General features: G+C 46.2%; 25 protein-coding genes. 19 read left to right on the top strand and 6 right to left on the bottom strand.

The window, feature by feature from the left end; genetic code table 11:
- Nucleotides 1–80 precede the first annotated feature (80 nt).
- Together NLX73_RS20765 and NLX73_RS20760 are read right to left on the bottom strand one after the other, a co-directional pair.
- Nucleotides 81–737: an SdpI family protein gene (locus tag NLX73_RS20765; RefSeq protein WP_254327216.1), complete on the bottom strand. Its 657-nt coding sequence runs from the start codon at nt 735–737 to the stop codon at nt 81–83.
- A complete protein-coding gene (locus NLX73_RS20760; protein WP_025676831.1) occupies nt 734–1045 on the bottom strand; it encodes an autorepressor SdpR family transcription factor in 312 nt (103 codons plus the stop codon). Before NLX73_RS20760 ends, NLX73_RS20765 begins: the two co-directional genes overlap by 4 nt.
- Before the next feature lie 213 nt (nt 1046–1258).
- Here NLX73_RS20760 and NLX73_RS20755 point away from each other — a divergent pair, with 213 nt between their 5' ends.
- Complete coding sequence (locus tag NLX73_RS20755) at nt 1259–1885, top strand: alpha/beta hydrolase (protein ID WP_254327215.1); 627 nt, start codon at nt 1259–1261, stop codon at nt 1883–1885.
- Nucleotides 1886–2048: 163 nt separating this feature from the next.
- Here NLX73_RS20755 and NLX73_RS20750 read toward each other — a convergent pair whose 3' ends face one another.
- Complete coding sequence (locus NLX73_RS20750) at nt 2049–3257, bottom strand: chromate transporter (RefSeq protein ID WP_254327214.1); 1209 nt, start codon at nt 3255–3257, stop codon at nt 2049–2051.
- A 170-nt stretch (nt 3258–3427) separates the two neighbouring features.
- Here NLX73_RS20750 and tlp point away from each other — a divergent pair, with 170 nt between their 5' ends.
- The 9 genes from tlp (at nt 3428) to NLX73_RS20705 (ending at nt 13063) form a co-directional block, all read left to right on the top strand.
- Nucleotides 3428–3652, top strand: coding sequence for a small acid-soluble spore protein Tlp (gene tlp, locus NLX73_RS20745; RefSeq protein ID WP_013308822.1), 225 nt, complete (start codon nt 3428–3430; stop codon nt 3650–3652).
- 240 nt (nt 3653–3892) lie between these two features.
- The gene (locus tag NLX73_RS20740; RefSeq protein ID WP_254327213.1) at nt 3893–5185 is read left to right on the top strand and encodes an ABC transporter substrate-binding protein; all 1293 of its coding nucleotides are present in this window, start codon (nt 3893–3895) and stop codon (nt 5183–5185) included.
- 27 nt (nt 5186–5212) lie between these two features.
- Complete coding sequence (locus NLX73_RS20735; protein WP_023987071.1) at nt 5213–6175, top strand: carbohydrate ABC transporter permease; 963 nt, start codon at nt 5213–5215, stop codon at nt 6173–6175.
- Nucleotides 6176–6178: 3 nt separating this feature from the next.
- Nucleotides 6179–7018: a carbohydrate ABC transporter permease gene (locus tag NLX73_RS20730; protein WP_029517136.1), complete on the top strand. Its 840-nt coding sequence runs from the start codon at nt 6179–6181 to the stop codon at nt 7016–7018.
- A 212-nt stretch (nt 7019–7230) separates the two neighbouring features.
- Complete coding sequence (gene ilvA, locus NLX73_RS20725; protein WP_061830889.1) at nt 7231–8517, top strand: threonine ammonia-lyase IlvA; 1287 nt, start codon at nt 7231–7233, stop codon at nt 8515–8517.
- Between the two features lie 188 nt (nt 8518–8705).
- A complete protein-coding gene (gene abnA / locus NLX73_RS20720) occupies nt 8706–9680 on the top strand; it encodes an arabinan endo-1,5-alpha-L-arabinosidase AbnA (protein ID WP_250259370.1) in 975 nt (324 codons plus the stop codon).
- Between the two features lie 260 nt (nt 9681–9940).
- Nucleotides 9941–10960, top strand: coding sequence for a FecCD family ABC transporter permease (locus NLX73_RS20715; RefSeq protein WP_483311711.1), 1020 nt, complete (start codon nt 9941–9943; stop codon nt 10958–10960).
- Nucleotides 10960–11985 (top strand): FecCD family ABC transporter permease, encoded by a 1026-nt coding sequence (locus NLX73_RS20710; protein WP_254327211.1) that lies wholly within the window; start codon nt 10960–10962, stop codon nt 11983–11985. Before NLX73_RS20715 ends, NLX73_RS20710 begins: the two co-directional genes overlap by 1 nt.
- 130 nt (nt 11986–12115) lie before the next feature.
- Nucleotides 12116–13063 (top strand): ABC transporter substrate-binding protein, encoded by a 948-nt coding sequence (locus tag NLX73_RS20705; RefSeq protein WP_254327210.1) that lies wholly within the window; start codon nt 12116–12118, stop codon nt 13061–13063.
- 161 nt (nt 13064–13224) lie between these two features.
- On the opposite strand, the gene NLX73_RS20700 is transcribed toward NLX73_RS20705, so the two are convergent.
- Nucleotides 13225–13656, bottom strand: coding sequence for a hypothetical protein (locus NLX73_RS20700; protein ID WP_254327209.1), 432 nt, complete (start codon nt 13654–13656; stop codon nt 13225–13227).
- Between the two features lie 197 nt (nt 13657–13853).
- On the opposite strand from NLX73_RS20700, the gene NLX73_RS20695 reads away from it, so the two are divergent.
- From NLX73_RS20695 to NLX73_RS20685, 3 genes are all read left to right on the top strand, one after another.
- Entirely contained in the window at nt 13854–14153 is a 300-nt protein-coding gene (locus NLX73_RS20695; RefSeq protein ID WP_254327208.1) for a hypothetical protein, read from the top strand.
- A gap of 271 nt (nt 14154–14424) precedes the next feature.
- Complete coding sequence (locus tag NLX73_RS20690; protein WP_068938549.1) at nt 14425–15249, top strand: alpha/beta hydrolase; 825 nt, start codon at nt 14425–14427, stop codon at nt 15247–15249.
- Between the two features lie 92 nt (nt 15250–15341).
- On the top strand, nt 15342–16133 hold the full coding sequence (locus NLX73_RS20685) for a dioxygenase family protein (RefSeq protein ID WP_254327207.1): 792 nt from the start codon (nt 15342–15344) through the stop codon (nt 16131–16133).
- 105 nt (nt 16134–16238) lie between these two features.
- On the opposite strand, the gene NLX73_RS20680 is transcribed toward NLX73_RS20685, so the two are convergent.
- Nucleotides 16239–16757 carry a DoxX family membrane protein gene (locus NLX73_RS20680; RefSeq protein WP_023987083.1) on the bottom strand — a complete coding sequence of 173 codons (519 nt, stop codon included), beginning with the start codon at nt 16755–16757 and terminating at the stop codon, nt 16239–16241.
- A gap of 249 nt (nt 16758–17006) precedes the next feature.
- Here NLX73_RS20680 and NLX73_RS20675 point away from each other — a divergent pair, with 249 nt between their 5' ends.
- From NLX73_RS20675 to NLX73_RS20665, 3 genes are all read left to right on the top strand, one after another.
- Nucleotides 17007–18101, top strand: coding sequence for a DUF3048 domain-containing protein (locus NLX73_RS20675; RefSeq protein ID WP_254327206.1), 1095 nt, complete (start codon nt 17007–17009; stop codon nt 18099–18101).
- 188 nt (nt 18102–18289) lie between these two features.
- Nucleotides 18290–18904, top strand: coding sequence for a DUF47 domain-containing protein (locus tag NLX73_RS20670; protein ID WP_007428879.1), 615 nt, complete (start codon nt 18290–18292; stop codon nt 18902–18904).
- Between the two features lie 14 nt (nt 18905–18918).
- Nucleotides 18919–19908: an inorganic phosphate transporter gene (locus NLX73_RS20665; protein WP_039272398.1), complete on the top strand. Its 990-nt coding sequence runs from the start codon at nt 18919–18921 to the stop codon at nt 19906–19908.
- Between the two features lie 32 nt (nt 19909–19940).
- Here NLX73_RS20665 and NLX73_RS20660 read toward each other — a convergent pair whose 3' ends face one another.
- Nucleotides 19941–20084: a hypothetical protein gene (locus NLX73_RS20660; protein ID WP_254327205.1), complete on the bottom strand. Its 144-nt coding sequence runs from the start codon at nt 20082–20084 to the stop codon at nt 19941–19943.
- 63 nt (nt 20085–20147) lie between these two features.
- Here NLX73_RS20660 and NLX73_RS20655 point away from each other — a divergent pair, with 63 nt between their 5' ends.
- The 3 genes from NLX73_RS20655 (at nt 20148) to NLX73_RS20645 (ending at nt 23053) form a co-directional block, all read left to right on the top strand.
- The gene (locus NLX73_RS20655) at nt 20148–21596 is read left to right on the top strand and encodes an amino acid ABC transporter substrate-binding protein/permease (protein WP_254327204.1); all 1449 of its coding nucleotides are present in this window, start codon (nt 20148–20150) and stop codon (nt 21594–21596) included.
- Complete coding sequence (locus NLX73_RS20650; RefSeq protein ID WP_061830844.1) at nt 21589–22317, top strand: amino acid ABC transporter ATP-binding protein; 729 nt, start codon at nt 21589–21591, stop codon at nt 22315–22317. The genes NLX73_RS20655 and NLX73_RS20650 overlap by 8 nt, the downstream gene beginning before the upstream one ends.
- 307 nt (nt 22318–22624) lie before the next feature.
- Complete coding sequence (locus NLX73_RS20645; protein WP_254327203.1) at nt 22625–23053, top strand: GNAT family N-acetyltransferase; 429 nt, start codon at nt 22625–22627, stop codon at nt 23051–23053.
- The last annotated feature ends 137 nt before the right edge of the window (nt 23054–23190 follow it).

The following is a 23190-nucleotide window of genomic DNA, read 5'->3' as shown; positions in this document are numbered from 1 at the left end:
GGAGGTTCTTTTTTTATTTATGCATTGGGATCATCTCATACGCTTTTGTCCGTTTGGACAGAGTTACCACGTCCTGTATCCTACTGTTGATTTAATTTGCGATGCAGGAGGAAGGAGTAGAGGATGGGGGTGACGACGGATATACCCAGCCCGGTGAGAAAAATGACCGTCCCGGCCACTCCACCGACCCATGCCGCTACCAAACCCGAAGCACCACCGAGCATCATCATAGGTCCGCCGAAACGGTGCGTTTTACGCCACACCTCGGGGTTAGACAGAGTCCACGGCGTGCGGATACCGAAGGTATAGTTCGGCTGTACCTGAGTCAGAAAATTACCCATCACCATCAGCAGCAGGCCTATTATCCCCAAAATTATAGTATTCATTTGCAGTCGTATGTTCAGGTTATACAGCAGCATTCCCCAACCAGCTATAGCGAGGATCAGGGAAGTACCTATACGCGTAACTTCATAGGCTTTTGAAAATTTCTCATAATTAGCTCTGTTGGGGTCCATGTGGCGAGCCAATCGAATGACCAGCGGGACTAGGCCCAACAACACGAGCATGATAATAGAACCACTTTTGCTCGTATACCCGTCTGCTGTATTGTTAAAGTTAATATGCGAGGCTAGAACATTGGGAAGTCGGTCGTACAGCAGTATAGCGCCTATGGCGGGTGATAAGGCAATCAAAGTTGTCAAAACATCCGTCAAGCTCCAAGGTGTTCGAAATTTCATTCAGATTCCTCCCCATCCTTAATATGGTTCCTATTTTTTTTCGCAGGGGTATCGGAGTGGGCGATACTGAACATCCAACCGATCACATCCGCCACAACCGTTGTATGCAGGGTGTAGATAATGTTTTGCCCCTGTCGTTCATCCAGCACCAGCCCAGCCTGCTTCAGGATATTGAGATGGTGGGAGATGCTGGGTTTGCTAATTTGAAAATGTTCAGCTACTTCGCCTGCGCTCATGCTTTTTTCCTTTAAAAGCTGCAAGATTGTACGCCGGGTCGGATCAGCCAAAGCTTTGAAGGCATCGTTCAAAATACATTTCCTCCTTTAGATATTTAGATAATATTCTAAATATCTAACACCATAGTAAAATACAGCTATACTACATGTCAATGGAACAAGACATCATTTTAGAAAAAATTAACGAGGTCAATTATGTTTGTATAAAGCAGTGAAATGGGCTATAATCAATTTATACAAAAATAAGATTCTTAATTTAAAGTTAATTTAAAGGAGAGAATAGATATGAAACACGTATTTCGTAAAGGAACTCATCCGCAAGCCCCGGTTATTTTGCTGTTGCATGGTACTGGCGGGAACGAACAGGATCTGATTCCATTGGCTGAGATGGTAGCACCGGGAGCGTCTGTGTTAGGCGTAAGAGGAAATGTGCTGGAAAATGGGATGCCACGTTTCTTTCGCCGTTTGGCAGAAGGCGTGTTCGATATTGAGGATCTTGTATTCCGTACCAAGGAGCTGAGCGAATTCGTGGATTCAGCTGCGGAGCAATACGATTTTGACCGTAACAACGTTGTGGCTCTTGGCTATTCCAATGGAGCAAACATAGCGGCCAGTATGCTCTTTCACGATGCAAAAGCGCTGCGTGGAGCTATTCTGCATCATGCGATGGTGCCGCTGCGTGGGCTGAATTTGCCTGATTTAAACGGTATCCCTGTATTTCTGTCTTCCGGTGAAAATGACCCGATCGTTCCGGTCACGGAATCCCGTGAGCTGCAAGCTTTACTGGAAGGTGCTGGTGCGCAGGTGAATGCGTATTGGGAACGCAATGGTCATCAATTGACCCGTACTGAGGCCGAAGCCGCAGGACGTTGGTTTGGGGAGCATTTTAACCCGAGTGGAGAGCAGGTATAAGCACTAAATTTAAAAATGTGAGGAATAGGGCGAGTGACCTGGCTAAGGTTTCTCTACAGAGAGCCGATTGCTTTCAAGCAGTCGGCTTTTTCACTCGCACATAGAAGGTCGGATCTATTGACCCGGATGCTTTTGCCCGCCATGTCTCCTATTGGGCTTACACTTACCCCAGTAATATTCCTCCCGCTGCGCCCGCAAGAACAACCACCCAAGGCGGAAGCTTCCAAAAGACCAGCATCATAAACAAAATGATCGCCAGGGCAAAATCCATCGGTTTCAAGATGGCGGTAGTCCAAAGTGGATCATACAGCGCAGCCATCAAAATACCAACCACGGCTGCATTAATCCCCACTAAAGCTCCTTGGATTTTCGGGTTGTTTCTTAATCCATTCCAAAACGGGAGTGCACCGACAACAAGAAGAAATGCCGGTAAGAAAATGGCGAGAGTGGCAACCACTGCTCCTGGTACTCCCCCAGCGATAGCTCCAAGGTAACCTGCAAATGTGAACAACGGCCCTGGCACTGCTTGCGTAGCTCCGTAACCTGCCAAGAAATCCTCTTGGCTAACCCATCCTGTTGGAACAACTTCTCGTTCCAGAAGCGGCAGTACGACGTGCCCCCCGCCAAATACCAGAGAGCCTGAACGATAAAAGCTATCAAACAGCGTTAACCATCCCACTTCCTCCGAGGGTGTGACAAGCGGAAGTGCCACAAGCAGTGCACAAAATAGAACCAAGGAACAGACCGCAAAAGTACGACTAACCGCAATTTGAAGATTAGACGTAATCTCTGCCTTTTTCTTTCGATAGAGCCATAAGCCAACGATACCGGCAGCAACAATGATGAGAATTTGGCTGTAAGCTGTATGCCAGGACAATGTAATCACGGCGGCAATCACGGCGATTGTTGCTCTATCCCGATCAGGCGTCAACTTGTGTCCCATCCCCAGAATAGCATGGGCCACAATCGCTACTGCTACGATCTTCAGTCCATGAATCCACCCCGCACTCGCTATATCGTATCCTTGAAGCAGGAAAGCAAACGCAACCAACAGAAGGAGCGACGGCAGTGTAAAACCAATCCAGGCTAACAATCCGCCAAGTAATCCTGCTCTTACAACTCCAATTCCAATGCCAACCTGACTGCTGGCCGGACCGGGGAGGAACTGGCAGAGCGCTACAAGATCGGCGTAACTTTGTTCATCTATCCACTTTCGACGGCGTATGTACTCATTATGAAAGTACCCTAGATGTGCAACCGGCCCTCCAAAGGAGGTTAGACCTAACTTTGTAGACACCCCCAGCACTTCAAGAAGAGTAGCTAATCGTCCCTTTGGAATATCTTCTAGCGGGTCTAGCTTACTCGTTTCCATATAACAGGTTGCTCCCTTTTCTTTTTTCCAACTTCAATATAACTGAATAATGTAATCTAAGTTACTCTATTTTATTAATTGCTACAAGAATGCATAAAATCATTCGATAGCGATCAAGCTACGGATTAGCGCTCTACTGAGCGACCCCATTATTAGGAGGCGACAAACGAATGGCAAAACCAGATAATCGAGCCGACAATGTTGAACATTTGCAACAAAGTATTCAGAACACACAGCAGAACCTGCATGAAGCTGAAGGATATCTAAACGAATTTTCCTCTGAAATCAGCAACGAGGAGCGTAAGCAGATCGAAGAAAAAAATAATCGTCGTAAAGAAAGTATTAGATCATTTCGGGAAGAAGTAAAGGACGAAGCAGCACATTCGCAAGAATAATTTAAAAAGCGCGACCTAATTCCGAGTTTCAATTGGAATTGGGTCGTTTTTTTATGCAAAAATCATCATAGCCTCATACAATTCATTTTCCCCCTATAATGCAAGGGGGACGCTAATCTGCATTGAAAATAAATATTTTATAAATAATGTTGTTGTAAACTAATTTGTATTGATGTTAAATAATAAAAGAAAGCGCAATCATTTATGAATTAGGATTTCATCATGCGAAGGGGGAAGGATATGCTGCTGCGAAGAAAAAGCATGGCTTTGATGCTTATGGCGGTGGTTTTGATGGCTGGACTGCTGCAAGGCTGTTCTTTCAAGACCGATGAAAAGGATGGGCCGGGAACAGAACTTGTATTATGGACGTTCAATGAACTGCATGAGAAGTTTTTTCTGCAAATGGCTGACCAATGGAACCAACAGCACCCTGATGAACTGATTAATTTGAAAGCGAATACATTCCCCTATGATAACCATCACAGCAAGCTGTCGATTGCGCTGCAATCGGGGGTGGGAGCGCCGGATATCGCGGATATCGAGGTGAACAAGATCGGTAATTTCCTCAAAGGAATACCGCAGCTGGTCCCGCTCAATCCGGTGATTGACCCCGAGATCAATAACATTGTGCCTTCCAGAGTACAGATTTACGGCAAAGACGGTAAGTACTACGGCATTGACTTCCACGTTGGGGCCGAAGTGATGTATTACAATAAAGAGATAATGGATCAAGCGGGGGTAAACCCGGATTCCATCGTCACCTGGGCAGACTATGCTGCTGCAGGCAAGCAAGTACTGGCGAAAACAGGCAAGCCAATGGCGACCTTAGAAACGAATGACCTGTGGAGCTATTGGCCGATGATCTCCCAGCAAAATTCAGATTTTCTGGATGACAAGGGCGAGTTGACGTTGGATAACGAAACCAATATTAAAACACTCGAGTTTCTTCAACAGATGATAAAAGACAAAATCGCTATTCCCGCACCGGGCGGCGGGCATCACATGGAGGAATACTACGGATTTATGAACAAAGGTGGGGCCGCTTCGGTATGGATGCCGATGTGGTATATGGGACGTTTTACGGATTACATGCCTGACCTAAAAGGCAAAATTATCATCAGACCCATGCCAGCGTGGGAAAAAGGCGGTTTTCGCTCAGCGGGTATGGGCGGAACCGGAACAGTAGTCACGAACCAATCAGAGCACCAGGATCTGGCGATGCGCTTTCTAGCTTTTGCCAAGCTATCCAAGCAAGGGAATGTGGAGATCTGGAAGCAGCTTGGTTTTGATCCCATCCGCAGTGAAGTGTGGACCATGCCGGAAGCCAAAGCCAAGAATAAATTTACGGAGTATTTCGGAACGAATATTTTTGACACGCTCATCGAAGTCAAAGATGAAATCAATGCAGTGCATATCGGACCGAAAACACCTGATATTGCCAGTGCTGTGCGCAATAAAATACTTTATCGGACACTACAGAATGGCGAAGATCCAGCCACGGTGCTACATGAGCTGGCAGATGAACTGAGATAGACCCCAACAGGAAAGGGAGTGAGATTCATGGCAACGCCCGTTCATACGAACGCTAATGTACCGACAGGTCAGCCGCCACAACCTCAGCGTCCGACCAGAAGCCGATGGAGTCGCTTTATTCATTCTAGCCGTACGGCACCGTATGTGTTTGTCCTTCCATTTTTACTGTCCTTTGCGCTATTTTTTGCCTATCCAGTCATCTCGACGGTCATTATGAGCTTTCAGGAAGTCCTGCCAGGGATAACAACTTATGTTGGACTGGAAAATTATAAGGACTTAATCAATCCTACGTTTGGAAAGGCGATATTGAATAGCGTCCTGTATACGCTGCTTACACTAGTCGTGCTGATTCCTCTGCCGCTGGTATTGGCAGTATTGCTGAATTCGCCTAAAATGCCGGGCAGAGGGTTGTTTCGCTCCGTGATGTTTATACCTGCACTAACCTCGGTGGTGGTAGCAGGAACGATCTTCCGCCTCATGTTCGGGGAGTTGGATGGTTCGCTGATGAACTCCCTGTTGGGGGTATTCGGTCTGGAGCCTTACAAATGGCTAATGAATGCGAACACCGGCTTTTTAGCGTTGATTGTGCTGGCCTTGTGGAGATGGTTGGGCGTAAATATGTTGTACTACATGTCGGGACTCCAGAACATTCCTCCTGAGTTGTATGAGGCTGCGCAGATTGATGGAGCCAGTCGTTTTGATTCATTTTGGCGGATTACGATTCCTATGCTGAAACCAGTAACGATCTACGTATTTACGATTAGCATTTATGCGGGGTTGTCCATGTTCACGGAGAGCTACATGTTGTGGAACGGAAATAACTCCCCGAACGATATTGGTTTAACAATTGTTGGCTATCTCTATCGCCAAGGTCTAGAGCAGAACAGTATGGGCTTCGGAGCTGCGGTGGGCATTGTATTGCTCGTATTTACACTAGTGCTGAACCTGATCCAGCTCAAATTTTTCGGCATGTTCCGGAAGGAGGATTAAGCGATGGCTCAGAAACAAAAAGGCTCGTTATCCGCATTGCTCGTTGTCCTGTTTATTCTATTTGCCGGGTTTGCCCTGTTTCCGCTATTTGCTGTGACGCTTGCCTCGTTCAAGCCATCGACGGAGCTATTGCGCTACGGATTGAATCTTAAGCTGGAGTGGGACATCATGTCCCTGAAAAACTATGCGTTCATCTTTCAGGGGACGACGGATTATTTTCAATGGTATTGGAACAGTATTGTCATTACCGTCTTGTTTACGGTGTTATGTCTGATATTGTCCGCGATGGTAGGCTATGGTCTGGAGATGTACCGTTTTAGATTGAAAAATGTGATTTTCACACTGGTGCTGGTCGTGATGATGATCCCGGTAGAAATTATCATGCTGCCGCTCTACAAGCTAATGATCGGCATGAAGCTGATCAATACGGTATGGGGTGTAATTCTACCATTCGTCGTCGCGCCGATCCCGATCTTTTTCTTCCGTCAATATTTGAGTGGTGTTCCCAAGGACTTCATGGATGCTGCGCGGGTTGACGGCTGTTCAGAATATGGCATTTTCGTACGGATTATGATGCCTCTGATGGCGCCTGCATTTGCAGCAATGGCTATTTTGCAGGCGATGAACAGTTGGAATAACTTCCTCTGGCCGATGATTGTATTGCGTACCAACGACATGCTGACACTGCCAATTGGACTGTCCAGTCTGCTGACGCCATATGGCAACAATTATGATGTGCTGATCGCGGGGTCCGTTTTGGCTATTTTACCGATTCTCGTCGTGTTCCTGTTCTTCCAGCGTTATTTTATTGAAGGGATGACGGCAGGCGGAGTAAAAGGATAATCGGAAAGGTATTAAATAGAGCAATGGAGTACAAGAAATGTGCAACGTCAGAAAAGGCTGATCGGGCATTGTCCCGGTCTGCCTTTTTTTTAGATTCGATTGATTTTCATTCTCATTTTCATGACTATCATCTGCACAAGCTATGGGTAAACGTGGTATGATATTTGAAAGATTTCAAATACAGAAATATTCAGGCGGAGCGTGGAGAACCTATGGAACCAACAGAAACCCAGAAAACTGACCCGGCCATGGCGTCAGCCGTTGGCATGGAGGATATTGTACGAGCGCATCATATGCTGCGTGAGGTGATTGTACGTACACCTTTACAGAGGGATGCCGTCCTATCGGCCAAATATAACTGTAATGTGTATCTGAAAAGAGAGGATCTCCAAGTCGTGCGGTCCTTTAAAATCCGTGGAGCTTACAACATGATCCGCAGCTTGACCCCTGAGCAAATGGAAAAAGGCATCGTGTGTGCGAGTGCGGGGAATCATGCGCAAGGTGTGGCTTTTTCATGTAATGCACTTGGTATCCACGGTAAAATATTTATGCCGAGTACAACGCCTAATCAGAAGGTGAAGCAGGTTCGTCGCTTTGGCGGTAACAGTGTAGAGGTCATTCTGACCGGAGACACGTTTGACGATGCTTATGATGAGGCCATGAAGGTGTGCAGCGAGCAGGCAATGACCTTCATCCATCCGTTCGATCAGCCGAAAATTATTGCGGGCAATGGTACGATTGCGATGGAAGTGATGGAGAGCCTAGATACACCTATGGACTATGTGTTCGTAACGATTGGCGGCGGCGGTTTGGCGGCAGGCGTAGGTACGTATGTTAAAACCGTGAGTCCGTCCACCAAGGTAATTGGCGTGGAGCCCCTCGGCGCGGCGTCGATGACGGAAGCGATGCGTTTGCGCAAGGTCGTTACACTGGATCAAATAGACAAGTTTGTTGACGGAGCTGCGGTGAAGCGTGTGGGTCAGCTGACATACGATATTTGTAAACACACCTTGGACGATATTGTGAAGGTACCGGAAGGCAAAGCATGTACCGCGATTCTGGAGTTGTATAATGAAAATGCGATTGTTGTGGAGCCTGCGGGTTCACTGCCTGTGGCAGCACTTGATCTGTATCGCGAGCAAATTCAAGGCAAAACGGTTGTCTGTATCGTCAGCGGTGGTAACAACGATATAGATCGTATGCAGGAGATTAAGGAACGGTCCCTAATTTACGAAGGACTGAAGCATTATTTTATGGTGAATTTCCCGCAAAGAGCCGGGGCACTGCGTGAGTTTCTACAGGATGTGCTTGGACCGGACGACGATATTACTAGGTTTGAATATACGAAAAAGAATGATAAGGAAAATGGACCAGCTCTTGTCGGCATTGAGCTGTTCCACAAGGAAGACTATCTTCCTTTAATTGAACGAATGAACCGCAAGGGGCTTAAATATACGGAACTGAACAAAAACGAAAATCTATTTAATATGTTAATTTGAAAAGGAGCCTACGGGCTCCTTTTTATGTATAATACATAGTTTATAAATTTCTTTTTATTTAAAATAAAGCGTTTACAAAAGTGAATATGATAGGTTAATATATGGGTAACTTCATAAGTATAAACACTAATGTAATAGGTGTGTCACCTGAATTTCATTATAAGATACTCATTCGGAGGTGCGAAAGAATGTTGAAAGCATGGAAAAAATCAGTACAGAGTAAATTGACCCGAACGGCGTTTGCTGCTGTAACCTCGGCTGCTTTAATGCTGTCAGTGATGCCATCTGCATCTGCAGAGCATTGGGCGTTAACTGGCGATGTGGCAGTGCATGATCCGTCTATTACGAAGGAAGGCAACGCATGGTATATTTTCTCCACAGGGCAGGGGATACAGGTTCAAAGATCGGACGACGGACGCAATTTTTACAGATTGCCGCAAATATTCCTGTCGCCGCCATCATGGTGGAAATCGTATGTACCTAAGCAAAAGCCTAACGATGTATGGGCACCGGATGCTCAAAAGTATAATGGACGGGTATGGCTGTACTATTCCATTTCTACTTTTGGTGCCCGGACCTCGGCTATCGGACTAGCCTCCGCAACGAGTATTGGCGCGGGGAGCTGGAGAGATGATGGACTAGTGCTGCGTACGACGGATGCTAACGATTACAATGCCATTGACCCGAATCTCGTCATTGACGCTTCAGGTAACCCGTGGCTTTCCTTTGGTTCATGGAATTCAGGCTTGAAAGTGACTCGACTGGACAAAAATACGATGAAGCCTACGGGCCAGATCTATTCTATCGCCAAGCGTACGGCTGGTGGTTTGGAAGCGCCACATGTTACATACCGCGACGGCTATTATTATCTATTTGCTTCCATTGATAACTGCTGCAAAGGCGTAGACAGTAATTATAAGATTATTTACGGTCGCTCTACTAGTATTACCGGACCGTATGTGGACAAGAGCGGAAAAAGCTTGATGGATGGCGGTGGAACGATACTGGATGCGGGGAATGACCGTTGGAAGGGACCGGGTGGACAATCTGTCTATAACAACAGTGTGATTGCACGTCATGCCTATGATGCCACTGACGGTGGAAATCCAAAGCTTCTGATTAGTGATTTGAAATGGGATTCGGCAGGCTGGCCTACGTACTAAACGGAGAGTTACTTGGAGTCATCCGTGTAGCGATCTCACATAGATATATCTAAAAACTGTTCCTCCTCAGGGGGAACAGTTTTTGGCTTGCAATGTCATAAAAACATGCTATTATGTATCAAGTTGATAATAATTATCATTATCGTTATGAAAGATGTGATGATTTTCAGGTACGGAGGGAGTGACCTCACCAAATGCAGTCTAAAGACAGCATGGACAAACATACAGATCTGACAGAGAGGGAAGTTCCTAAAGTAGTCATAATAGCACCTCCAGTTCTTCGAGCGGGTAGGATTCGGCAGGCGTTGTTGTTCACAGCTTCGGCTGTATTGTTGGCTTTGGCCATATTCGCCGCCATTTCTTTTGGAGCCAAGGACTTGACCGTAAGCACCGTGTGGTCGGCAGTATTTCACTATGATCGTTCGCTAATGACACATCAGATCATTCACGAGCTGAGATTACCGCGTGTACTGGGTGCAGCTATTATTGGAGCTGCGCTGGCGGTGGCAGGCTCTCTGATTCAGGGTATTACACGCAACCCGCTGGGAGATACAGGTGTGCTGGGCATTAACGCAGGAGCGATGTTTGTAGTTGCTGTGAGTTTTGCCTTTTTCCCCAATCTACCTTATGGGACGTTAATTGTATTGTCGTTCCTGGGGGCGCTGATGAGTACCTTACTAGTATTTGGTCTGGGAGCATCTGCACCGGGAGGATTGACACCTATGAGATTGACGGTGTCTGGAGCTGTGACGGCTGCCTTGTTAGGTTCCATGACTTCGGGGATTGCGATTTATTTTGATCTAAGTCAGGATTTAGCCTTCTGGTATGCGGGTGGTGTAGCCGGGATTAAATGGTCGCAGCTTGAGATTCTTGCACCGATTTTACTTATGGTGATCGCCTGGTCTATGGGGCTGGCACGTTCCATTTCGCTGATTTCGATGGGCGATGAGGTGGCGTTAAACCTTGGGTTGAATCTCAGGCGTATCCGGCTTTTGGGTCTGCTGACTGTAGTAGTACTGGCTGGACTCTCTGTATCGGCTGCCGGAGCCATCGGCTTTGTAGGTTTGGTTATCCCACATATCGCTCGCAAGCTAATCGGTGTGGATTATCGCCAGATCGTGCCGCTGTCTGCGTTATTGGGAGCCGTGCTACTGGTGCTAGCAGATTTGGGAGCGAGAATGGCAAATCCACCAGAGGAGCTAGCAATCGGAATTATGGTGTCTTTTATCGGAGTACCCTTTTTCCTCTTTCTCGCCCGTAAGGAAAGGAGGGATTTATAGTGAGACGCTCTTTAGGGACCGGGGATACAAGGACGACAAAGGCTTGGCTCGTTTGTTTGGTATTGGCGGGGATCAGCTTTGCCGTCCTTGTTTTGGGTTTGAATACCGGAACGATTCGTATTCCACCGCTACGCGTGCTGGATACGTTGTTTGGCGGTGGCAGTGGACGTGATCATATCGTTCTGTTCGAGTATCGTCTGCCTCGTATTGCTGTAACGGTGCTGGCTGGAGCGGGACTAGGTGCAGCCGGGGCGGTCATGCAAGGCTTGTCACGGAACGCACTCGCTGATCCCGGAGTTCTGGGACTTCACGCAGGGGCTGCGTTGGGGCTGGTAATGTTCATTAGCTTTTTTCGCGATCTGGACGGATCAGCCGCCGTTCTGATCCCCTTGTTTACCTTTGCAGGAGGTGTCATTGCGGCCGTGCTGATTGTTTTGTTGTCCTATAGCCGCAGCAGAGGAATCGTGCCCGTGCGTCTGATTTTGTCCGGCATCGGTGTAGCCTCGGGTCTTAGCGCCATAACGCTGTATTGGTCGTTGCGGTTGGATGAGGATACGTACGCATTTACTGCACGTTGGTTGGCTGGCAGCGTTTGGGGCCGGGACTGGATACATGCAGCGGCTTTGCTGCCTTGGATAGTCATTGTTTTACCCTACGTTCTGTCGCAGACGCGTAGTCTGAACAACCTGTCGTTGGGCGACGAGACCGCAGCTGGAATCGGCACAAGTGTGAAGCGCCAGCGCCTATTACTGCTGGGCGCAGCCGTGGCTCTATCCAGTGCCAGCGTATCCATGGCCGGAGGCATCGGTTTTATTGGGCTGATTGCACCTCATCTGGCTCGCCGTCTGGTTGGGCCGATGTACCAGCATTTGCTGCCAGTAGCTTGTTTGGTCGGGGTCGTCATTCTGGTCACCGCAGACACGATTGGGCGTTCGGTGTTTCAGCCGAATGCGATTCCCGCAGGTGTGGTGGTTGCTGTGGTAGGAGCTCCGTATTTTTTATTCCTGCTGTCCCGAACAAAATGACAGAAGGAATTAGGTACATATGAAATCATATGGTGTAAATGATACAACCCGCTGAAATTAATAACTAAGTAGAAGCCTTCTATATTGATCATTATAATGTAGAGTTTCTGTGGCATAGGAGAGAGTAATCATGAGAAAGCACAAATTTGAGGGTTCAGGTTTTAAACGTTCATGGGTAGTCACAACTCTTGTTGTATGCATGATCATGCTGTCCGCTTGCGGACAAGCAGCCGACAAACAGGCTACCGATACGAAAGCGGCTGGCAGTGCGCAGACAACCATTAGTGCGGATTCGCGTATTGCTTCGATGTCTATTCATTTGACGAACAACCTGCTGGCATTGGGCATTACTCCGGCTGGTTCGGTCATTGGCGGAGATGTGAAGGATTTTCTGCCCCATGTAAAAGATCGTCTTCAAAATACCCGTAAGCTAGGTGTTGTCACAGACCCGGATATGGAAGCGGTACTGGAGCTTCAACCTGATCATATTTTCTTGGATAAAAAATATTCGGGAACCGATGTGGCCAAATTTGAAAAAATTGCGCCAACCGAAGTTTTTGATCTGGATGAAGGCACATGGAAGGATCAATTAAAAAAAATAGCCGTTATGGTCAAACATGAAGCACAGGCAGACGCATTTCTAAAAGATTATGATACACAGAAGGAACGAGTCGAAAAGCTGATTCATTCAAAAATTGGGGACGGAACGGTTATGGCTGTACGTGTGACGGCGAAAGAGGTCCGTGTTATGGGGATGAAGCGTCCGGTAGGGCCGCTGTTGTATCAGGACTTGGGCTTGAAGCCAGCCAAAGGTGTAGAAAAGATCAACAAGGCTTATCAGGTTGTTTCCCAAGAGGTTTTACCGGATTATGATGCTGATGCGATCCTTGTTATCATTAGTAAAGGCGCGGATGCCCAAAAGGTATACAAGCAGCTGGAAGGAAATACAGTATGGCAAGGTCTCAAGGCGGTGAAGCAAGGGCATGTCTACATGTTGGATGGACAACCTTGGCTGGACTATTCCGCGATGGGACATAAAATTGCTCTGGATAATGCAGAACAACTATTTTCCAAATAAGTTCTAAAGTATATCAAGCCGTATTCCCCCGTGCCGCTTCTTGCAGGCCAGGAATACGGCTTTTTGGCGCACACCCCAGCTGTAAGTCGGTTGCCTGATCGAAATGAAAAGGAGCTGCTGCGATCCAAAATGAGGCAGCTCCATATAATGGGAATTGCGGGCTATGAACGTTTTTTACGCAGAAAAATTGGTTTGAGTCCAATAAATCCAATGGCGGCGAGAATTAAATTCGCCCAAGGTGAGATTCTGAATACTGGCAGTACACTGCGTAGCGCCAGTCCGGCGACAAGAATCACGACAACTAACACAACATACATCAAGATGGATTTAAGATTCATCTGGGGCTTTGCAGGGGCATGGTCTGGCTGTTGTGTCTCCTCGCCTTCTTCGGGACGGTCCATAAAATTCATCAGAGCTTCAACGAGTAGAATGGCTCCTGCAGCGATGATGATAAGGGTGGATAGGCTGATTTTTTCAAAGGGTTTGATATCCCCACCTGTAAAGGTGACAAACCATCCGATAATTGCCTGTGTCAAGAAAAACATAGATAAGGCAATCCATGCAATAAGCGTGTAATTTTTTGCTTTATTCATTTCTTCCTCCTGCTTTATGAGCGTATCCCGGGCTGATGGAACCGCCATTTCGTAACAAAGACAGTATACGTGAGGAAGCGTCGGATGGCAAAAGACTTTATCTATAAAATGTATATTACCGCTGCATTCTCCTCAAACTGGATACAGGGTGAGCACATAGAGCAACCTGAATATAAACGTTAAGAGGGTGTGGCATCATGAAACTGGAGAACCAGGCAGATTATTCAGTCCAAAAACGACTGGCAAACGCTTCGAACGGGAATAGCGGGGTGGCCTCGTCTACAAATGTGAGTCACCGGAGCGTTCAGGGATCATCTCCAACGTACCGTGTACTGGACGAGATCGAAGTGGCTGAGGATACAGAATTTGCGGGTGAACTAGGTGCACAGAACTACCGCAGCCTGTGGCATGAGGATGAACATAACGGCGCCTCTTGTAAGCTGGAGTGGGAGGGACGAACGGAGACCCACCAAATGTTTAGGAACAGCTACGAATAACGAATGTCTACTTTAATGTAGTGGATTCACTCTAATAAATGTAGTATAGCGTTCTCCGGAATCGCATCGGGGAGCGCTATTTGTTTACTTTTTTAACGATGTGAACTGACAGGTTGACAAGGAAGCAGGGCGATGATAGACTGACTTTACTATAAAACTTATTAAACTTATCGGAATTAAAGTGAATGAATATCCTGGATGGATATTCCACGTTACGATATGAGTTTGAATTCATAAATGTGTAGTGAAGCTTGAAACAGGGGGAATCAGGATGGAACGGCAAATTGGAATTCGCTTTGAACATGAAGAGCTGGCCGCAACAATTCATTATCCAAACCGTACAAATGAGGGAGATCGTCAGAGAAGGGTTCCTCTCGTTGTTATATGTCACGGTTTTGTAGGCAATCGTATCGGAGTAGATCGATTATTCGTCAAGACTGCGCGTGAACTGGCCGAAGGGGGTTACTTTGTCCTGCGCTTTGATTTTGCCGGTTGTGGGGAAAGCACGGGGGAATATGGCAAGCAGGGGTTAGAATCAATGATTAATCAGACACGTACCGTGTTGGATTACGCCGTCAATTGCGCGGACATTGACCCGACCAAGGTGACGCTGATCGGTCACAGTCTGGGGGGCGCAGTTGCCCTTCTCACAGCCGTACGGGACAAGAGAGTACAAAATCTGGTTCTTTGGTCCGCAGTGGGCTATCCGTTCAACGACATCGTCAAAATTACGGAGCGAAGCGTGTACGATGAGTCTGTTAAAACCGGTCATGCCGACTATTTGGGCTATAAGTTTACGCCTGCTTATTTTGAGTCGTTAGCTCAATTTCAGCCGTTCCAGGAGGCCGTTAAATTTAACGGAGATGTGCTCGTTGTTCATGGCACCTCGGATGATATTATTCCTGTGGATTATGCATTTCTGTTTCAAAAGATATTCTGGATGCGTCCAGAGGGACGCTGTGATAAAGAGATTATTTTCCAGGGAGATCACACTTTCTCGTCAGGTAAAGAGCGGCAACGGCTGATTGATCGAACACTTGAATGGCTGGATGAACAGGAAAATATTCAACGGGATTGGCAGCACTGGATGATCTGATTTCAGTGTGTAACGGATTGTATTGGAAATTGCGCCTCCGCCGGAGTAAAATGGAAGAGTAACACTATACTGGCGTGTGGAGGTTGGCAGCGATGACATTACCCTCAATTTTTGTTGCGCATGGTTCACCGACACTGGCTGTAGAAAATAACGCATATACCAGCTTTCTTGCAAAGCTGGGCGCGAGCCTGCCCCGACCCAAAGGAATTGTCATTTTTTCCGCGCATTGGGATAGCCCCGATCAATGTATTGGCGCGGATGATCAGCATGCAGCGTTGCACGATTTCTATGGCTTTCCCGAAGAAATGTACTCAATCGATTACCCTGCACCAGGCGATCCAAAGCTGTATGAGGAGATAGAGCATCTGTTCAGTCAGCATAACCTGTTCCACCAGCCGGTTCGGAACCGAGGACTGGATCATGGAGCATGGGTGGTTTTGCGGCATATATATCCTGATGCAGACATACCGGTCGTACCCTTATCCATTGATTCTCGGCGCGCTCCCCAGGAGCAATACGAGATTGGGCGGATGCTGGCGCCGTTGCGAGAACAAGGGATTTTGATTATCGGTAGCGGTGGATTGGTCCACAACTTGCGGACACTCAAGCAGACGAGTGAGCCAGCCGATTGGGCCGTTCAATATGATGACTGGATTGCACAGCAGCTTCAAGACTGGAATTTGCGTCACCTATTCCAATATGACAAGAAGGCTCCATATGCCAAACAGGCGGTACCTTTTTATGGAATAGAGCATTTTTCACCTTTGTTTTATGCGATGGGGGCTGCGGATCATGAGCGCTCCGCTCGTAAGCTTTTTCAATCGTATGTCCTTGGCTCGTTAAGTCTCAATTGTTGGGCTTTTGGTCAAGAAAGTGATACGTAAATGTAAAAAAAGAACTTCCGAATCCACATGGTGTGTGGGAATGGAAGTTCTTTTGTGTATTTTGCGTCTTCGATTAATTAGAAGGCACGTTCTTTTTTAGCCAGTTTAAGCTATTTTTCGACTAGGGTCCGCTGGAAAGGTATCTTTATTTTTACGAAACAGTCCACGCAGGAAGGGCAGTACCCAACGGTCAAAGCCAATTCTTCCGGCATTTGCACCAGCAACTACAAGGAAGATTTCAAACAGCAGGTAGATTGCATTGGTGCTTACTGTACCCGAGAACAGGAACGAGAAGTTCATAACCATAGCCATCAAAGCAGCCAGTGTAGTCAATGTACCGAGAAGCAGGCCAACCCCGACCAAGAACTCACCCAATGGGATCAGGACGTTGAACAAACCTACATTCGGCAGGGCAAAGGCTTCCAGGAACGATCCCCACCAGCCTTGTACAGCGGGATGGTCTCCACCTGTTTTAGCAATGGCCCCCGAGATAAATCCGCCTGCATCGAATCCACCTGTCAGCTTTTCAAGTCCGTGGGTCATCCATTCATAACCTAGATAAACCCGTACTACAGTCAGCAACCACATTGCGACTTTGTTTTCACGTAACCAGCTGTTAAACATTCAAACCACTCCTCTTTCTTAATCTATAATGTTGGTTGTATTTCATTTTGTTGGGGATGATCATCTTTGCTACACCTTTATTGTAGTAGGTTCAGTTACAGTTATTTGTGATAAAAATCACAAAGTCTGAATATTTTTTAAATTTTAATGTCTTTAGATAAGTATTCTATAGAGTGGTTACGCTTCAATCAAGACAAAAACAGGAAATAAAGCTTATAATGAGAAAAATAACTAAGTGGAGGGATGAACTTGTCCGGGCCCATTTCCCAACGAAATCATTGGTTGCGTGTGATGGCCTCAGCTCTGTTATGCATGACGCTGATGTCTTGTACTGCTATGTCCAATACGGGTGAATCTGATTCCGTTCCCCAACCGACCAAGCAAGTAACAGAGAAGGAGGCACTTGAACCGCCGAAGGAGCAGTCTATTCCGGCATTTACAGCTCCGCTTACCGGTCTTCCGGTGGAGCAGCCTGTTTTGGAGCGGCCGCTCGCTGTCATGATTAACAATGCTCCGGCTGCACGTCCACAGGCAGGACTTAGCCAGGCAGACATGGTATATGAAGTTCTTGCAGAAGGCGGGATTACCCGTCTGGTCGCTTTTTTCCAAAGTCATGGTGGAGATGTAAAGATCGGACCGGTCCGTAGCATTCGACCGTATTTGATTGAGCTGGGCGAAACCTATGGTGCGTTGCCTATACACGCAGGGGGAAGCACAGATGCCTATGCGATTTTACAGCAGCAGCGGAAGGAACATCTGGATGAGATTTCAAATGGAGGGGCTTACTTCTGGCGAAGCAAAGATCGTCGTCCTCCACATAATTTATACACAGACATGAACAGACTGCGCAAAGGAAGCGATAGTAAAGGGTATGCCAAGCATACGGACGTTCCAGTATATTCTTACCTTAAATCCGGTGAAACCCCAGTTATGGTGGACGAGACAGCAGCATCTTTGCAAATTCGGTTTTTGCTTAAAAGCTATCGGGTATCTTATACCTATGATCCAGCGAATCAACAATATAAGCGTTTTGTGAACGAAAAGTCACATGTGGATCAAAATAATAACCAACAGCTCTCAGCAGCCAATGTTATTGTAATGAGCGCTAGACATCGAACGTTGGATGATGTGGGCAGATTAAGTGTTGAGCTGGACGGCAGTGGAGAGGCCATGGTGTTTCAACAAGGACAGTTAATACAGGCTGAGTGGCAGCATACACCAGGCGATGCGATTCGTTTTATGAAAAATGGGGTTGAAATCCCGTTAACGCCAGGTACATCCTATATACATGTGGTACCAGCAGATACTTCACTAAAGGAACATGTAACCATAGCAGCAAATTAGAAAACGAAATACACCTTTTTAGGAAAAAATTGTCGGATAATGACCTTCCATGTCGGGCACTGTATACCTATGTCATGAAATTTGCTTTTACAAACATTACAAAAACATTGATGAGTGTGATAAGATAGCAAAGGTTGTCTATTGCAGTCGAAACAGGTTGCGGATATTTTCGTAAAGGGGTAATCGTTATGAGATTGAAGAAAAAGGATATATTCTTCGAGACGTTGGAAAATATGGCAGATACGATCGTGCAAGCAGCCGATTATTTTGCCCAACATACTTCAAATCTTCAGGATGTGACTTTGTTTACAAATGAAATGAAGAAGTATGAAAATAAGTGTGATGATTACACACACACGATTATTACTGAGCTGAACAAGACCTTCATTACGCCGTTGGAACGCGACGACATCATGGAACTGACAACAACCATGGATGATGTGTTGGACGGTCTTGAAGCGACGGCTTCCCGTTTTTATATGTACAACATTACGGAGCCGGACGAGTATATTGTGCAGTTCGCTGATATTCTGCGTCAATCAGCTTACGAAATTCAGAAAGCTGTACATTTGCTTTCACAGAAAAAATTGCTGGCCATTCGTGAATACACTATTCGCCTGAATGATTTGGAAAATCAGGGGGATGAATTATTGCGTATTTGCATCAAAAACCTGTTTGCAACTGTAACCGACCCTATTGAACTGATTAAACGCAAAGAATTGTACGAACGCCTTGAAACGACAACGGATTCATGCGAGGATGTTGCAAATATGCTGGAATCCATCATTATGCGTAACTCGTAAGGGAGTCCTTTTACATGGATACAAGTTTACTGGTATTGGGTATTGTTATTTTTCTTGCTCTGGCATTTGATTTTATTAATGGTTTTCATGATACGGCGAACGCGATTGCAACTTCGGTATCGACCCGTGCATTGACCCCGCGACGTGCGATTATTATGGCTGCGGTCATGAACTTTCTCGGGGCAATATTGTTTACAGGCGTTGCGAAGACGATTGGTGGAAGTGTCGCTGATCCAACCAAGCTTACGAATGGAATTGATATCGTCATTGCGACGCTGATCGCTGCGATTATCTGGAACCTCTTAACCTGGTGGTTCGGTATTCCTTCATCCTCTTCTCATGCACTAATTGGTGCATTGGCTGGAGCGGTGTATGTAGGTGCGGGATCGGATAAATTAAACTGGAGCGGCTTCATCGGGATTGTCGAAGGACTTATTTTCTCCCCGTTGATTGCTTTTGTTGTCGGTTACATCGTGATGATAATTTTAAAATACATCTTCGCTCGTCGTAGTCCGCATACGGTAAACAAAGGGTTTCGTACAATGCAGGTCATTACGGCAGCGCTTCAGTCGTTCACGCATGGTACGAATGATGCTCAAAAGGCGATGGGGATTATTACATTCGCACTCGTTTCGGCGGGGTATCAGGACCATTTGGAAGTACCCATGTGGGTGAAAATTTCAGCCGCAACAGCCATGGCGCTGGGGACGTCTATCGGGGGCTGGAAAATCATCAAGACGATGGGAACCAAGATTTTTAAAATCGAGCCAATTAACGGATTCGCAGCCGACATTTCGGGAGCCTCTGTTATTTTCACAGCTACATTGCTTCATTTGCCCGTAAGTACCACTCATGCCATTACTTCGGCTATTTTGGGTGTGGGTTCTGCGAAGCGTTTTTCCGCTGTGCGTTGGTCGCTGGCCGGTCGAATTATTATTACTTGGGTTATAACGATACCGATTGCTGCGCTATTATCTGGATTGATTTTCAAAATTCTTTTCTAGTTCATTAGTATTTCTTGAAAAATAGGTACACACTATAGAATACACAATAAGCTTCCGTCCGCTTTTTGCGGCAGGGGCTTATTGGCATTCTGGGGCAAAACGGCTTTTTCAAAGTTTACACCTCCAGATAGTTCCATGAAATGTTTTTCAAAAATACCTGACATCAAAGTAGTCAATTTTTAATAACTCCTGTAGAATAAACAGAAAACTTTGAACCGTTCAACTGACTGGAGGAAATTATGCAAAAATCTAGAAAACTAATAGCACTCATGATTTGTTTGTTTTTTGTGGTTGCCCTGTCCGGTAATTTCAGTGTAGTGGCACATGCAGAAAATAAAACAAAGTATGATATCGGCACGGATACAACGTTCGCGCCTTTTGAGTTTGAAGATGTAGATGGTAAATTTGTCGGAATCGACATGGATTTGCTGGCAGCTATTGCCAAGGATCAGAATTTTGAATATACGATTAAGCCTCTTGGCTTTAACGCGGCAGTGCAGGCCCTTGAAACGAATCAAGTGGATGGTGTCATTGCCGGGATGAGTATTACCGATGAACGTAAGCGGAAATTTGATTTTTCCGAGCCTTATTTTGATTCAGGCGTCGTCATGGCGGTCCGCAAGGATAATGATACGGTTAAACGCTATGAGGACTTGAAAGGACAGCGTGTCGCTGTCAAAACAGGAACGGAAGGTTACACATTCGCAGAATCGATTAAGGCCAAATACGGCTTTACTACAGTACCGTTCGACGATTCTTCTCAAATGTATGATGAAGTTAAAACAGGTAATTCGGTTGCCTGCTTTGATGACTATCCGGTACTGGCATACGGTGTAAACCAAAATAACGGCCTTAAGCTGGTAACAGATAAGGAAAAAGGTGCTTCTTACGGGTTTGCTGTTAACCAAGGCAAGAACCAGGAGTTGCTGGAGAAATTTAATGCAGGGCTTGTTAATCTGCGCAATAGCGGGGAATACGATAAAATTTTGGCTAAATACCTTGGCGAATCGGGCAAAGGTGTGGCGCCTGTAGAGACCAGCCGCTGGGGACTGATTTCCGCTTCGCTGCCTTCGCTGATTAAGGGCATGGGAAATACGTTGCTGTACACACTTGTATCTTTACTCGTAGCCTTTATCCTAGGGTTGGTGTTTGGCTTTATGAAAGTAAGCCATAACAAGGTGTTCCGTGGTATTGCAACTGTATTCGTCGATATATTCCGCGGTATTCCGCTGATCGTGCTTGCTTTCTTTATTTACTTTGGTATTCCACAGGCACTGGATTTCAAAATGCCGCTTTTTGTTGCGGCTGTACTGACGTTATCCCTGAATGCGGGTGCGTATGTAACTGAGATTATCCGTGGTGGTATTCAGTCCATTGATCCGGGACAAATGGAAGCAGCTCGTTCGCTTGGTCTACCCTATCGGACGGCTATGCTTAAAATCATTTTGCCACAAGCTGTGAAAATCATGATCCCGTCGTTTATCAATCAGTTGGTTATTACGTTGAAGGATACGTCCATTTTGTCTGTTATCGGTCTGGTCGAGTTGACCCAATCGGGTAAGATCATTATTGCGCGGACATTCCAATCCTTTGATATTTGGCTGGTAGTAGCGGTGATGTATCTTATCGTCATTACAGTCCTGACCAAAATTTCCAACCGTCTTGAAGGGAGAGTTCGCCGTGGGTAAAATTATCGTTAAAAACCTGAAAAAAAGCTATGGTAGTAATCAAGTGCTAAAGGGCATCGACATGCAAGTACGTGAAGGCGAGGTTGTATGTGTCATTGGCCCCTCTGGTTCGGGGAAAAGTACGTTTTTGCGTTGTATGAACATGCTTGAAGAAATTACCGCGGGTGAGGTCATTGTCGATGACTACAACTTGAGTGACAAAAACGTGGACATTAACAAAGTCCGTGAAAATATAGGTATGGTATTTCAACACTTTAATCTGTTTCCGCATATGACCGTGCTCAAGAACATTATGTTCGCGCCGACTGAACTGGGGAAACAGTCCAAGGCAGAGGCCCGGGAAACGGCTATGAAGCTGCTGGATCGTGTAGGTTTGGCCGATAAGGCAGATGCACTGCCAGGACAGCTTTCCGGCGGTCAGAAGCAGCGTGTGGCGATTGCACGTGCGCTGGCAATGAATCCAGACATTATGCTGTTCGACGAGCCGACCTCGGCGCTCGATCCTGAAATGGTAGGCGAAGTGCTGGGCGTAATGAAAGATCTAGCGCGTGAAGGCATGACGATGATGATCGTAACGCATGAGATGGGTTTTGCACGCGAAGTAAGCGACCGTGTTGTGTTTATGGACGGTGGTTACATCGTAGAAGAAGGAACGCCACAAGAGGTATTTGGTAATCCGAAAAACGAGCGGACCATTAGTTTCTTAGAAAAAGTATTGTAAGTGGGCAAGGTTTGCCGTGAGTGCAGGTGAGGACGTAGTGTGAGACCGCTCCGCGTTCCATTTGATCTTTCGATCGCTGTTGCCCCTGAATTTTTGGATTGTATAGGACCTTATAAGGTGAAAATTCAGAGGCAAAGGCGAACGCTGCCGCTTCTACAGATTCAAATGGACCGCTACGCTACTGCTCGCTGAGTAGTCCCTTTTCGTGCAAAGAGCCTGCCTCACTTTTGAATGAGTGGGTGCAGGGGAAGAGGGCGCGAGTGATTTTCATTTTTGATGTTTATTTTCATAAGTGGAGGGCTTGCTTTTGAAGATAAGGACTGCTCATCATGAGGATATTCCGGCTTTGGCTTATCTAATGGAGGAGCTTGGTTATCCTACGACTGTAGAAGATATGAAGATGAGATATGATCGTATCGCTTCTGACCCTAACTACCATACTCTGGTGGCTGAAGATGAAGGGGAAGTCGTTGGGATGGTTGGACTACATGCTGACATCTTTTATGAAAGAAATGAAGATTACGCGCGTATCGTCGTTTTTGTGATGGATTCAAAACATCGTAATAAAGGCATCGGGAAGGCGTTAAATGAGGAAGCGGAAGCTTGGAGTAAAGAGAACGGGTTGGTTGCCATTGCTTTGAACAGTGGTAATCGAAGTGAGCGACAGGATGCTCATCATTTTTATCGCCGATTAGGATATGAAGCGACAAGCACAGGATTTGTAAAAAAGATTTAATTTATAATGAATTGATTATTTTATAAGGATATCTTGGGAGGCATGTTGGCCCGGAGATATCCTTTTCTTTATTAAAAGGAATACAGGACTTGAGATTTGTATAATGTTAATTGGCTTATATAAAATATAAATAACAT

This window comes from Paenibacillus sp. CH40 (assembly GCF_024213605.1).
In the GTDB taxonomy this organism is placed as follows: Bacteria; Bacillota; Bacilli; order Paenibacillales; family Paenibacillaceae; genus Paenibacillus; species Paenibacillus polymyxa_B.
The sequence above is the reverse complement of the archived record's forward strand: the minus strand, read 5'-3'. Positions and strand labels throughout refer to the sequence as shown.